The organism is Devosia sp. Root105, assembly GCF_001424865.1.
Lineage (GTDB): Bacteria > Pseudomonadota > Alphaproteobacteria > Rhizobiales > Devosiaceae > Devosia_A.
In genome coordinates, this window is sequence record NZ_LMCR01000012.1 from 578,096 (window position 1) to 590,380 (window position 12,285).

At 65.0% G+C, this 12,285-nt stretch carries 14 protein-coding genes and 1 riboswitch; of the genes, 5 read left to right on the forward strand and 9 right to left on the reverse strand.

What is annotated here, in order from left to right; all coding sequences use genetic code 11:
- Window positions 1–120: 120 nt before the first annotated feature.
- Window positions 121–669, reverse strand: coding sequence for a DUF177 domain-containing protein (locus tag ASC68_RS11485; RefSeq protein ID WP_055878912.1), 549 nt, complete (start codon window positions 667–669; stop codon window positions 121–123).
- The gene (locus tag ASC68_RS11490) at window positions 666–1,193 is read right to left on the reverse strand and encodes a ubiquinol-cytochrome C chaperone family protein (RefSeq protein WP_055878915.1); all 528 of its coding nucleotides are present in this window, start codon (window positions 1,191–1,193) and stop codon (window positions 666–668) included. Before ASC68_RS11490 ends, ASC68_RS11485 begins: the two co-directional genes overlap by 4 nt.
- A gap of 160 nt (window positions 1,194–1,353) precedes the next feature.
- On the opposite strand from ASC68_RS11490, the gene bamE reads away from it, so the two are divergent.
- Window positions 1,354–1,803 carry an outer membrane protein assembly factor BamE gene (gene bamE / locus ASC68_RS11495; RefSeq protein WP_055878918.1) on the forward strand — a complete coding sequence of 150 codons (450 nt, stop codon included), beginning with the start codon at window positions 1,354–1,356 and terminating at the stop codon, window positions 1,801–1,803.
- A gap of 199 nt (window positions 1,804–2,002) precedes the next feature.
- Here bamE and ASC68_RS11500 read toward each other — a convergent pair whose 3' ends face one another.
- From ASC68_RS11500 to glyA, 4 genes are all read right to left on the reverse strand, one after another.
- Window positions 2,003–3,217 carry an MFS transporter gene (locus ASC68_RS11500; protein ID WP_055878921.1) on the reverse strand — a complete coding sequence of 405 codons (1,215 nt, stop codon included), beginning with the start codon at window positions 3,215–3,217 and terminating at the stop codon, window positions 2,003–2,005.
- Window positions 3,218–3,223: 6 nt separating this feature from the next.
- Entirely contained in the window at window positions 3,224–3,724 is a 501-nt protein-coding gene (nusB, locus tag ASC68_RS11505) for a transcription antitermination factor NusB (RefSeq protein ID WP_055878923.1), read from the reverse strand.
- 82 nt (window positions 3,725–3,806) lie between these two features.
- Window positions 3,807–4,286: a transcriptional regulator NrdR gene (nrdR, locus tag ASC68_RS11510; protein ID WP_055878927.1), complete on the reverse strand. Its 480-nt coding sequence runs from the start codon at window positions 4,284–4,286 to the stop codon at window positions 3,807–3,809.
- A 40-nt stretch (window positions 4,287–4,326) separates the two neighbouring features.
- Entirely contained in the window at window positions 4,327–5,631 is a 1,305-nt protein-coding gene (gene glyA / locus ASC68_RS11515; protein ID WP_055878928.1) for a serine hydroxymethyltransferase, read from the reverse strand.
- Between the two features lie 137 nt (window positions 5,632–5,768).
- Window positions 5,769–5,851: riboswitch (ZMP/ZTP riboswitch) on the reverse strand.
- A gap of 120 nt (window positions 5,852–5,971) precedes the next feature.
- On the opposite strand from glyA, the gene ASC68_RS29150 reads away from it, so the two are divergent.
- Window positions 5,972–6,397, forward strand: coding sequence for a BA14K family protein (locus ASC68_RS29150; RefSeq protein WP_055878931.1), 426 nt, complete (start codon window positions 5,972–5,974; stop codon window positions 6,395–6,397).
- Window positions 6,398–6,477: 80 nt separating this feature from the next.
- Here the strand turns inward: ASC68_RS29150 and ASC68_RS11525 are convergent, their stop codons facing one another.
- On the reverse strand, window positions 6,478–7,062 hold the full coding sequence (locus tag ASC68_RS11525; protein WP_055878933.1) for a histidine phosphatase family protein: 585 nt from the start codon (window positions 7,060–7,062) through the stop codon (window positions 6,478–6,480).
- A gap of 113 nt (window positions 7,063–7,175) precedes the next feature.
- Between ASC68_RS11525 and parC the strand changes: the two genes are divergently transcribed.
- Entirely contained in the window at window positions 7,176–9,458 is a 2,283-nt protein-coding gene (gene parC / locus ASC68_RS11530; RefSeq protein ID WP_055878935.1) for a DNA topoisomerase IV subunit A, read from the forward strand.
- Window positions 9,459–9,474: 16 nt separating this feature from the next.
- The gene (locus ASC68_RS11535) at window positions 9,475–10,401 is read left to right on the forward strand and encodes a hypothetical protein (RefSeq protein ID WP_156387313.1); all 927 of its coding nucleotides are present in this window, start codon (window positions 9,475–9,477) and stop codon (window positions 10,399–10,401) included.
- Window positions 10,402–10,403: 2 nt separating this feature from the next.
- Here ASC68_RS11535 and ASC68_RS11540 read toward each other — a convergent pair whose 3' ends face one another.
- Together ASC68_RS11540 and ASC68_RS28315 are read right to left on the reverse strand one after the other, a co-directional pair.
- Window positions 10,404–11,132 (reverse strand): arginyltransferase, encoded by a 729-nt coding sequence (locus ASC68_RS11540; RefSeq protein ID WP_055878940.1) that lies wholly within the window; start codon window positions 11,130–11,132, stop codon window positions 10,404–10,406.
- An 81-nt stretch (window positions 11,133–11,213) separates the two neighbouring features.
- Window positions 11,214–11,705 (reverse strand): RDD family protein, encoded by a 492-nt coding sequence (locus tag ASC68_RS28315; RefSeq protein WP_197421171.1) that lies wholly within the window; start codon window positions 11,703–11,705, stop codon window positions 11,214–11,216.
- Between the two features lie 135 nt (window positions 11,706–11,840).
- On the opposite strand from ASC68_RS28315, the gene ASC68_RS11550 reads away from it, so the two are divergent.
- Window positions 11,841–12,284, forward strand: coding sequence for a hypothetical protein (locus tag ASC68_RS11550; RefSeq protein WP_248310530.1), 444 nt, complete (start codon window positions 11,841–11,843; stop codon window positions 12,282–12,284).
- Window position 12,285 lies beyond the last annotated feature (1 nt).

The following is a 12,285-nucleotide window of genomic DNA, read 5'->3' on the forward strand; positions in this document are numbered from 1 at the left end:
GCCCGGTCCAGCGTCCCCTGACGGAGACGGGTTTCAACATACTCAAACGCTTACCTCAAACAAGATATCACCCGGATGTGGCGGGGTCCTAGAGCGCTTCACTGTTTCAAAGAAAGCGTTCTAGCCCTTGTCCTCGGGAGTCTTGAGGATTTTGAGGCCGGCGAACGGCAGATCGCTCTCAGTATCGCCATCATCGCGCAGCGCGCCCAGGGTTTCGCCGGGCTGGCGCGGGTATGGATCAAGCGCCAGCGCCAGGGTCTCGACGATCAGTGCCGACAGGTCGGCCTCGTTGCCCTCGAAATGGTCAGGCACGTCCTCGCCGTCAAGATCGACGAAGATTTCCGCGTCCGCCGGGCCGGCATAGACCTTCTCGCCGCCGGGCAGGAACACCCGTTCGATCGGCTCGGCGATCTCCTGGATCACCGGCTCCAGCGACACCACGCTCGGCTGCACGGTGGTGGCGACCAGCCGGCCGGTGACGCGGATGCCGCCCTTGAAGCGCACCGCGTGCAGCTTCACCTCGAGCTTTTCGACCGCGGTGATGCCGAGTTGCCCGGCGACCGCCAGCCGATCGGCGGCGTCCACGGCAAGCACCAGGTCGCGGCCGGCCGTCGGCATCGAATCGAGGCGGATGCTGGCGTCGGGGATACGGAACTGGTCAGCGCTCATGCCGCAGTCGCCAACTCGAGGCGCCCCCCGCAGATGTCGGCCAGCGACTGGCCGGCGAGCTTGTCGTACTGAGTGAACAGGTAGGCCGCCAGTTGCGGGGCGTGCTCCGAGTCGGCCTCGGGGTAGACGTTGCGGCGCAGCACTGCTTCGACGCCCGGCCGGTCATCACGGTCCATCGCCTCGTTGAGGCTGGTCATCAGGCCATAGAAGATCTCGCTCATCTTGCGGACCTTCTTGGGCACGGCCATATCCCCTGCTCCGAGCTCGCGCAGCGAACGGTCCATGTCCTTGAAAAACAGGTCGAACAGCGCCTGGCTGAACTCGTGGCCGGCCTGCTTTTCGACTCTCAGACGCCGGAACAGCAGCGACAGGTGCAGCGAGATCATGTCGAAACGGCCGGTGACCGTGTCGGGAATGCCCCAGTCGGCGTAGAAGACGGGCTGCCGGGATTGCGCCACAATGGCTGTATAGACGGCATAAACAGCGTCGGAGGACGGGTTTTTCCTGAACAAGTTCAATATCATCAGTCGCGCTCCGCGGTTTTGCGGGACAAGGTGCTGCCGGTGTGGAAGGGTTCGGGCAAGGACGCAAGCCAGCTTGCCAGCGGGCGCCTTTGACAGCTACACAGTGCCCGGCCGGCCAAGGCCGTGCTAATAGTAGACAGCGATCGGGAAAGTCAAATTGATGCCTTTGCGCACCGTCACTAGCCGCCTCTTCCCGATGACCGCCGCCGTGCTTGTCAGCCTGTCGCTCGCCGCTTGCGGCAGCGGCATGAGCCTCACTCAATCAAAGGCGCGCGGCTACGAGATCTCGGAAGATGCGGTGGCGCAGATTCGCGTCGGCCAGAGCGCCGCGCTGGTTACCGCCGTGCTGGGCTCGCCGCAGGTCACCAACTCCTTTGCCACCGAAACCGCCTGGTACTATCTGGGCGAAAAGGTGCAGCAGACCGCGTTCGGCATGGAGCTGAGCAAGGAGCGTACCCTGCTCGTCGTCTACTTCGACAAGAAGAACAAGGTGGTCGATACCGAGCGCCTGGGTGTCAAGGACGGCAAATCCTTCTCGATCGAGAGCCGCCGTACCCCGTCCTACGGCCAGGACCGCACCTTCCTTGAGTCGATCATCAGCTCGATCTGACGTCGATCTCAAGCTCACCAATTCCACCAGCCGTCATCCCGGCGAAAGCCGGGACCCACTGCTCAGACGGCCAGATCAGGCATCAGCCGCGCCGGTCCATCACGGCAAGGTCGGATGGCTTCGTGCGCGTGGATTGGCGGGAGCACTGGGTCCCGGCGTCCGCCGGGATGACGGCCGGAGGTTGTGGCGTGTTCGAGAGCTAGCCCGGCTGCCCCTCCGCCCTGCCCGGCCGAAAGCTGACCCATGCCAGCGCCAGGATCGCCACCGCGGCGACCGGGATGGCCAGGAGGTTGATGGCTTCCCAGCCGATCAGCTGCAGCAGCAGGCCCGAGGCGATCGAGGCCAGGGCCATGACCCCGAACACCACCTGCTCGTTGGCGGCCTGCACCTTGGCGGCCTCTTCCGGCCGGTAGGCGGCGGCGAGCATAGCGGTTGCGGCGATGAATCCGAAATTCCAGCCAACACCAAGCAACACCAACGAAATGTTGAAGTGCATCGTGGTGATGCCGTGCAGGTTGACGCCAGCCGCCAACAGGATCAGCAGCAGCCCGATGGCTGCGGTCAGCCTGGCGCCGACGCGCTGAATGATCGCGCCGGTGACGAAGCTGGGGGCGAACATGGCGACGATATGCCACTGGATGGCGAAGGCCGCTTCCTCGGTGGTGTGGCCGCAGACATAGACCATGGCCAGCGGCGCCGCGACCATCACCAGCACCATCAGCGAGTAGCTGATCGCAGCGACCACCATCGGCACCCAGATGCCGGTGTCGCGCAGCAGCACCGCCAACGGCCGGCCGGCCTTGCGGTCCTCCGCCCGCTTCACGGTGGGCGCCAGCCGGGTGCGGCTGATCACTCCGATCGCCACCAGCGCCAGCACGCCCATGACCAGGTAGGTCGCGGCGAACTCGTGTCCAGGGATCCAGCCCTTGGTGTGTGCAGCAACCTGCGGACCGAGGAAGCCTGATACCACGCCGCCGAACAGCACCCAGGAGATGGCCCGCGACTTGAGGTTGGCGGGCACGCTGTCGGCCGCCGCGAAGCGGTACTGGTTGGCGAAGGCCGCGGTAACGCCGAAGACCGCGAGCGCCAGGCAGAACAGCCAGAACTGATCGAGCCAGGCGGCGAGCGCCGCGATCATCCCCGCCGGAATGGCGATCGATGCGCCAAGCATCAGCCCCTCGCGCCGCCCCAGCGAATGGATCAGCAGTGCCGCCGGCCCGGTGGCGAGCGCGGTTCCGATGATCATCAGGGTAACGGGGACAGTCGCGAAGCCCTTGTCGGCGATCATGGTCGCGGCGGTTAGCGAGGCGATCGACATGATGATCGCCTGGTTCGAGCCGAGGATCGCCTGGGCGACGGCGAGCAGGCCGATATTGCGGAGCGGCGAGCCGATGCTGGTGGCGCGCTCGTCCATCCCGTTCTACCTGGCCTTGGCTGCTTCGTCGTCGCGGCCGGCGGCGCGGGCCACGCCGTCGAGCACGGCGTTGACCATCTTGGGCGCGTCGTCTTCGTAGAACGCCTTGGCGACGTCGACATACTCGGTGATCACGACGCGCGCCGGGATGTCCTTGCGCCGCAGCAACTCGAAGGTCGCGGCGCGGAGGATGGCGCGGAGCGTCGCGTCGATGCGGGGCATCGGCCAGCCATCAACCAGGGCGTTGTCGACCGCGGGATCGATCTGCAGCTGCGCCTTGATCACGCCGGTGACGATCTGGCGGAAGAAGTCGGCATCGGCCGGCAGGTACTCCTCCCCCTCCACTTCACGCCCCACATGGATGGCGCTGAACTGGCTGAGCGTGTCCTCGAGCGTCTGGCGGCCGACATCCATCTGGTAGAGGGCCTGGACGGCGGCGAGGCGGGCCGCGCCACGCTGGTTGGCGGTGCGGGGCGCGGAGGGATCACGCGGCTTGGGCTGGGCCATATTGGAAAGTCATTCTGTTGTGCGCGCTCAAACGCGCAATGTTCTGCCCTTGGCTTAGCCACTGGGCGTGGGAACCGCAATCTCAATCGTCGTGATTGGGCTTCAGGCGCTCGTCGTTGCCAAGCTCGGTCAGGAACGAACGGAAGTCGTCGGCGGCGGAGAAGTTCTTGTATACCGAGGCAAAGCGCACGAATGCGACATCGTCGAGGCCCTTCAGCCCCTCCATGACGAACTCGCCGATTTGATCGGAAGTCACCTCGACATCGCCGAGGCTTTCGAGCTGGCGCACCACGCCCGAGATCATGCGCTCGACCCGCTCCGGCTCGACGTCGCGCTTCCTGAGCGCCGTGCTCACCGAACGCGCCAGCTTGTCGCGATCGAACGGCACCTTGCGGCCGGACTTTTTGACCACCAGCAGCTCGCGCAGCTGCACGCGCTCGAAGGTGGTGAAACGGCCGCCGCAGGCATTACAGATCCTGCGGCGACGGATGGCGTTGGAGTCCTCGGTCGGCCGGCTGTCCTTGACCTGCGTATCGTCGTTTCCGCAATAGGGGCAGCGCATCAGTTGGCTCCAGGAATGCTCCGCGAAGGCGAAGCTATGCTCAGTCGGCGTAGATCGGGAAGCGCGAGGTCAGTGCCATGACCTTGTCGCGCACCGCCGCTTCCACCGCGGCGTTGCCTTCGTCGGAATTGGCTTCACGCAGGCCGTCCAGCACCTCGACGATCAGCTTGCCGATCTCGCGGAATTCGGCCTCGCCGAAACCACGGCTGGTGGCCGCCGGAGTGCCCAGGCGAACGCCCGAGGTGACGAACGGCTTTTCCGGGTCGAACGGGATGCCGTTCTTGTTGCAGGTGATGTAGGCGCGGCCGAGGCCGGCTTCCGCCCGTTTGCCGGTGGCGTTCTTCTTGCGCAGGTCGACCAGCATCAGGTGGTTGTCGGTGCCGCCCGAAACCACGTCCAGCCCATTCTCGATCAGCGTCGCCGCAAGCGTGCGGGCATTGGCCACCACCTGGCGGGCATATGCCTTGAACTCGGGCTGCAGCGCTTCCTTGAAGGCCACGGCCTTGGCCGCGATGACGTGCATCAGCGGCCCGCCCTGCAGGCCAGGGAACACCGCCGAGTTGATCTTCTTGGCGATCGCCTCGTCGTTGGAGAGGATCATGCCGCCGCGCGGGCCACGGAGCGACTTGTGCGTGGTGGTGGTGGTGACATGGGCATGCGGCACCGGCGAGGGGTGCACGCCACCGGCGACGAGGCCGGCGATATGCGCCATGTCGACCATCAGGTAGGCGCCGACTTCATCGGCGATCTCGCGGAAGCGGGCCCAATCCCAGACCCGGGAATAGGCGGTGCCGCCGGCAAGGATCAGCTTGGGCTTGTGCTCGCGGGCGAGGCGGGCGACTTCGTCCATGTCGAGCAGGTGATCATCCTGGCGCACGCCATACGACACCACCTTGAACCACTTGCCGCTCATGTTGACGGGCGAGCCGTGCGTCAGGTGGCCACCCGAGTTGAGGTCGAGGCCCATGAAGGTATCGCCGGGCTCGAGCAGCGCCAGGAACACCGCCTGGTTCATCTGCGAGCCGGAGTTCGGCTGGACGTTGGCGAAGTTGGCGCCGAACAGCTGCTTGGCACGCTCGATGGCGAGGTTCTCGGCGATGTCGACATACTGGCAGCCGCCGTAATAGCGCTTGCCCGGGTAACCCTCGGCATACTTGTTGGTCATGATCGAGCCCTGCGCCTCGAGCACGGCCTTGGACACGATGTTTTCCGAGGCGATCAGCTCGATCTCGTGCTGCTGCCGGCCGAGTTCGAGCTTGATGGCTTCGGCGATCTCGGGATCGGTCTCGGCCAGGGTGTTGGTGAAGAAGCGGGGAAAGAGCGGAAGGGATGCGGCGGCGCTCATTTGGCGTCTCCCGGGGCAGTAGGATTGGGGTTTCGGCTGGCGTGCGTGTAGCACGCTGGCCCAAGCGATTCCAAGCTGAGGACAGCCTGGCAATATCTGTGGATCGTCCGGTTCATGCGGGCTCCCATGAGGTTTCGGTTGGGTGCCCAGGCGAGCGGCAGCTGCTCGTTCGCGTTCCCCGATGGTGCCCCATCTGATCTCGCCAGTCGCGCGAACACCTCATTATCGCAGAGTTGAACCGCCGATGAAAGCCCCAGCCCGAGCGCCCCCCGCAACTATGCGTGCCTCAAAACGTTGTGCGAGCCAGCGTCAGCTCAACAAGAAGACGAGGAGTCCTCACATGAAAAAGCTCGCTTCCGCCATTGTCGCTACCAGCCTTGCCGGAATCATGATGATCCCAGCACCTGCCAGCGCGGCTTCGGTCAACATCAGTATCGGCCAGCAGCAGCGCTACGTTTCGGAGCGGTGCCTCGAGCATCCGAACTGGCGTGGCTGCGATGACTGGCGCCGGAACCATAATCGCTGGGGGTCCGGCGACTATCGCAACTGGTACCGCTGGAACCAGCCGAACCTGGGCAGCGTCGCCGCCGGCATTTTCGGCTTCGCAGTGGGCGCCGCCATCGTCGGCAGCATGAACCGCAATGTCGACCGCTATGACGGCTTCGACGGCCACGTCGCTGCCTGCGAGGCCCGCTATCGCTCGTACAACGCCGAGACCGACATGTTCCTCGGCTATGATGGCCGCTACCATCGCTGCAATCTCTGATCGCCGCCCCCGGGGGCGCCCGCTGCGGCGCCCCACCTTCGGCTAGCCCTTTGGCGCCCGCTGCGGCGCCCCACCTTCGGCTAGCCCTTTGGCGGCCGCAGGAAGTGCACCAGCCGCCCGCAAGGCGGCGCCAGCTCCATCCAGTCCGAGATCTCACAGTCGATCACCGCGATGCCTGCAGTCGGGAAATTCCCCAGAGCCGCGCCGTCGGCGCTCAAGGTCAGCGCCGTTTGCTCGGTCGCACTGTTGTGCCCCAGCAGCATGAGACTCTTCGCACCGCTCCCCTGCTCCGCGATCAGGCCGAGATAGTCGTGGTCGCGCCGGTCGTAGACGGCGTCGCTCCAGACCACGTCGGGCCTCGGACCGTTGGCCGGCAGGCGGGTCATGGCCAACTCGAGCGTTTCGCGCGTCCGGCGTGAGGTAGAGCAGACAATGCGGTCGGGCAACCAGCCGTGCCTGGTCAGGGTCTCGCCGATCCACGCAGCAGCGGCGATGCCGCGCAGCGCCAGTGGCCGATCGAAATCGCTGAGGCCCGGATCGTCCCAGGCGGATTTGGCGTGACGAACGAGGATCAGGCGAAGCATCTGGAGATCGTAGAGCAAGCCACCGCCGGCGCAACCTTTGACGCAGTTGCGCGGGATCTCGGCTGCGACGGCAACTATCACCCCTGCCGCCTGTGACAGGACGCTAAACTCCGGGGATGCGGCCTTGCTGCACCCCCGGTTTGAGGCCCCAATCGCTATAGTGCGAAAATGATTCGCATGACTGAGACCACCCGATGAGCGACGATCCGGACACCGTTCCGCCCGATGGCGATAACCAGCGGGTCGTAGATCTCCGCGAGGCGCTCGAGGAGCGCTACCTCTCCTACGCCCTTTCCACCATCACCCAGCGCGCCCTGCCCGATGCCCGCGACGGCCTGAAGCCGGTGCACCGCCGGATCCTGCACGCCATGCGGCTGCTGCGGCTCGACCCGGGCGGCGCCTACAAGAAGTCGGCCAAGGTGGTCGGCGACGTGATCGGTAGCTTCCATCCGCACGGCGACCAGTCGATCTACGACGCCATGGTCCGCCTGGCGCAGGATTTTGCCATGCGCTACCCGCTGGTCGACGGCCAGGGGAATTTTGGCAATATCGATGGCGACGGGGCGGCGGCTTACCGTTACACCGAAGCGCGCATGACCGAGGTGGCCTCGCGGCTGCTCGAGGGCCTGGGCGAGAACGCGGTCGACTTCAAGCCGACCTATGACGGCGCCACCGAGGAACCCTCGGTGCTGCCGGCGAACTTCCCCAACCTTTTGGCCAACGGCTCGACCGGCATCGCCGTCGGCATGGCCACGTCGATCCCGCCGCACAACGTGGATGAAATCTGCGACGCGGCGCTGCATCTGATCAACAATGGCCGCGACGGCACCACCACCGCCGATCTGATGCACTACATTCCCGGTCCGGATTTTCCGACCGGCGGCATCCTGGTGGAAAGCCAGAGCTCGATCCTCAATTCCTACGAGACCGGCCGCGGTTCGTTCCGCCTGCGCGCCCGCTGGGAGCGCGAAGACAAGGGACGCGGCGTCTACCAGATCGTCGTCACCGAGATCCCCTATGGGGTGCAGAAGTCCAAGCTGGTCGAAAAGATCGCGGAGCTCTTGCTCAACAAGAAGCTGCCGCTGCTCAAGGACATCCGCGACGAGAGCGCCGACGATGTCCGCCTCGTCATCGAGCCGCGCGCCGGCACGGTCGACCCGGCTATCCTGATGGAGCAGCTGTTCAAGCTGAGCGACCTCGAGCAGCGCATCTCGCTCAACATGAACGTCCTCGACCGCGGGGTCGTGCCGCGGGTGATGAGCCTCAAGGAGGCGATCGTCGCCTGGCTCGAGCACCGCAAGGACGTGCTGGTGCGCCGCACCAACAACCGGCTGGCCGAGATCGCCCGCCGGCTCGAAGTGCTCGACGGCTATATCGTCGCCTATCTCAACCTCGATGAGGTGATCCGCATCATCCGCGAGGAGGATGACGCCAAGGCCTCGCTGATGGCGACCTTCAGCCTCAGCGATGTGCAGGCCGAAGCGATCCTCAATATGCGGCTGCGCTCGCTGCGCAAGCTTGAGGAAATCGAGCTGCGCACCGAACACAAGACGCTCAGCGAGGAGCAGGCGCATCTCAATGCCCTTATCGCGTCCGACAAGAAGCAGTGGGGTGAGATCGCGAGGCAAATCGGCGAGCTGAAGAAGGCCTACCCCAAATTCGAGAAGGACGGTGTCACCCGCCACCCGCGTTGGGGCCGCAAGACCGACTTCTCCGAGGCGATGGATATCGACCACGAGGAAGTGGCGACGCAGATGATCGAGCGCGAGCCGATCACCGTGATCCTCTCCGAAAAGGGCTGGATCCGCTCGATGCGCGGCCACACCACAGAGATCGATGACAAGGGCTTCAAGACCGGCGACCGGCTGAAACTCTTCCTCCACGCCCAGACCACCGACAAGCTGCTGCTGCTCTCCACCGGCGGCAAGGTGTTCACGCTGGCCGGCGATCGCCTGCCGGGCGGCCGCAGCCAGGGCGAGCCGGTGCGGCTGATGGTCGATATCGAGGAAGGCCAGGACCTGGTCGATCTCTTCGTCTATCGGCCGGGCCGCAAGCGGGTCATCGCCTCGCGCAAGGGCGACGGTTTCGTCGTCGCCGAGGACGAGCTGATCGCCAATACCCGCAAGGGCAAGCAGGTGCTCAATGTCGGCGACACCGAGGAAGCGCGGTTGATCGCGCCGCTCGAAGGCGACATGCTCGCGGTGATCGGCGAGAACCGCAAGATGCTGGTGTTCCCGCTCGACCAGTTGCCCGAGATGGGCAGGGGTAAGGGCGTCCGCTTGCAGAAATACAAGGACGGCGGCCTCTCGGATCTGAAGACCTTCCCGTCCGGCGTCGGCCTCACCTGGACCGACTCCTCCGGGCGCAACTATACCAAGACAATGACCGAGCTGACCGAATGGCTGGGCGATCGCGCCTCGGCCGGTCGTCAGCCGCCGACGGGCTTCCCAAGAAACAACAGGTTTGTCGGCACCTAGCGACGGACTTCCGGATTTGACTGAAGCGAAAACCGAAACCAACGGCGCACGACGCGACTGCGTTGTGTTCGTGACCCATATCTGGACGTCGGAAGTCGCCGAGCACTACGCGCGGCTGAAGCGTGAGGCGGGCACGGTGCTCGACGTCTTCCTCGCCTATCAGCACAACGAGGGAGAACTCGGCACGCCCGCGCCGGTGCAGGCGGATTTCGTGGTCCGCATGGCCGACAGCGCCAGGCATTTTCCGCTTCGCCACCAGGAATTCCTGCAGCACCCTACTCCCTGGGGCTATGTCGACCTGGTCTGGATCACGGCGTTTCTCGACCCCAGGCTGGCGGCTTACGACCGCTTCTGGCTGGTCGAGTACGACGTCGACTTCTCGGGCGACTGGGCTGACTTCTTCAGGCCCGCGGCGGGCTACGAGGGTGATCTGCTGACAACCCGCATCCATCCGCTGAGCGCCGAGCCGAGCTACTATTTCGCGCCGATCTATCGGCAGCCCGCGCACGCAATCGCAGACCCGCTGATCGTGTTCATGCCGATCTCGCGCCTGTCGCGACGGTTGCTGGAGCACTACTGCGGGATGCTGCTGCAGCCGGGCTGGCACGGCCACTTCGAGATGCTGCTGCCTTCGATGGCGCGGGCGGATGGCTTCTCCATCGCCGAGATTGGCGGCAATGATACCCAGACGCCCAGGGAACGCTGGGGCCATCACTACGACGGCAGTCATCTCGATATGCACTCTATGGGCACCACGCACGCCTATCGGCCACCGCGCGGATTCCGCTATTTCGGCAGCGCGCCGCATCGGTTCCGCCAACGGAACCGCATCTACCACCCGATCAAAGTGGGGTTGTCGCTGCGCCGACGGCTGCACATGCGGTACCTGCCACAACTGAAGAAGCTGCGGGCCTTCTCGCGCTGGTTGCGGGGAAAGGCCTGAGGCTACTCGAGGCGGCGCCAGCCCAGCGGGCCACGCTGCACTTCGAGCGGACGGAACTGGCCCTTATAAGCCATCTTCGGCGAGTCCTTCACCCAGTAGCCGAGATAGACATAGGTGAGCGCGGCCAGCTTCACCTGCTCGATGTGGTCGAGGATCAAGAGGTTCCCGAGCCCGCGCTTGTCGAGCAGCGGATCGTAGAAGCTGTAAACCATCGACAGCCCATCCGGCATGACGTCGGTGAGCGCGACAGCCACCAGCGGGCGCTGCGGGTGCGAGGTGAGCCGGTACTCGACCACCACGGTCTGCACGGGGGTATCCTCGACCATGTACTCGTAGTCGACAAAACTCATCTGCGTCATGCCGCCGCCGGCATGGCGGGCATCGAGGTAGCGCTTGAACAGCGCAAACTGCTCGGCGGTGGCGCGTGGCTGGCAAACCTCGACCGCGATGTCGGCATTGGCCTTGCGGATGCGCCGGTAGCGCGCCGACGGCACGAATTCCTGCGCCACGATGCGCACCGACTGGCAGGCCGAACAGCCGTCGCAGGCCGGCCGGTAGATCAGGTTCTGGCTGCGGCGGAAGCCGTTGTCGCTCAACAGGTGGTGGAGCGAAGCGGCCCGGCGACCGGTCAGGTGGGTGAAGAGCTTACGCTCCTGACGACCCGGCAGATACGGACACGGCATGGCCGCGGTAAGGAAGAGCTGGGTGTTCTCGGGCGTCTGATCGGTCATCGTCGTCCTTCGAGCGATGCTCAGAGGATAGACGCGACCCGATGGGCCGGCAATGGCCCATCATGTCTCAGCGCACCGCGATCAAACCGAGTGCATGCCGCCGGACTGCCAGAACCGCTGCATCGGTGAACGGCGCAGCATCAAGGTGCCCACGACGAGGTCGTGCAGCATTTGCTGGCGCGGCGTGAACAGCGCGAAAAGGATCGAGAACGGCCAGGAAATCCACACCGTCACCCAGAACAGGATCGGGTGGATGAGGATGCTCCAGCCGTTGAGCGGCGTACCGCGCACCGGCGTCAGCACGATATCCATCATCTGCATACCGACCGTGGCCCGCATCGGCGAGCCGAGCGTTGCCGCATAGTAGCCGAGGATCGCCAGCGGAATGATGACCGGCAAGGCCAGCAGGCCGAGCCCCAGCGTCACGATACCAAAAATGCCACCGACCAGCAGCGCGGCGATGGTGATGAAGGTGATGATCACGCAGTCGATCAGCCACGCCGCAGCGCGGCGCAGCAACACGCCCTCGAACAGTTCCGGCGCGTTGGACGGGTCGGGAAGATGGTCGCTCATGGTGTTGCCCTGGTTCATGAGGGGAAAGATGGGGACCATGAGGTCCCACACAAGTGGCGACACTAAAAATCCCCTGGCCAGCGGCCGAGCGTGACGCCAGTCTGCTCCGGGGCCTGTCCGTCCGGGCAGGCGATCGTGGGCATCGACATGCTTGATCTGAGCCGTTCCAGCATCGCCATCCCGCCCCATCTGAGGGACGTGCGCTACAATGCCAGCCATTTTCCAGGCGCGCCCGGCGTGCTTGGGGTCAAGGGCGGCGCGAACTGCCAGCAATACGCCTATGCCGTGCTCCGCCATCACGGCTTCGTCCTGCCCGACCTGCGGTCCGACGCGTTGTGGCTGGATCGGGACTACACGGCCGAAGCTGAGCGAATGGAGCCGTTCGACCTGGTGCTCGTTCACGACAACCCCGACAGCTGGGGCGCGCATGTCGGACTTTGCATCGCAGCGAACCTCGTCCTGCACCTCTCCAGAAGGATCGGTGTCCCCGCCATCGAAACGCTCGGGGACCTGCAGCAGCGGGAGGCATACCGATATCTGATCGGCTGCAAACGTCCGCTGCGCCGCGTCGGCACGTAAG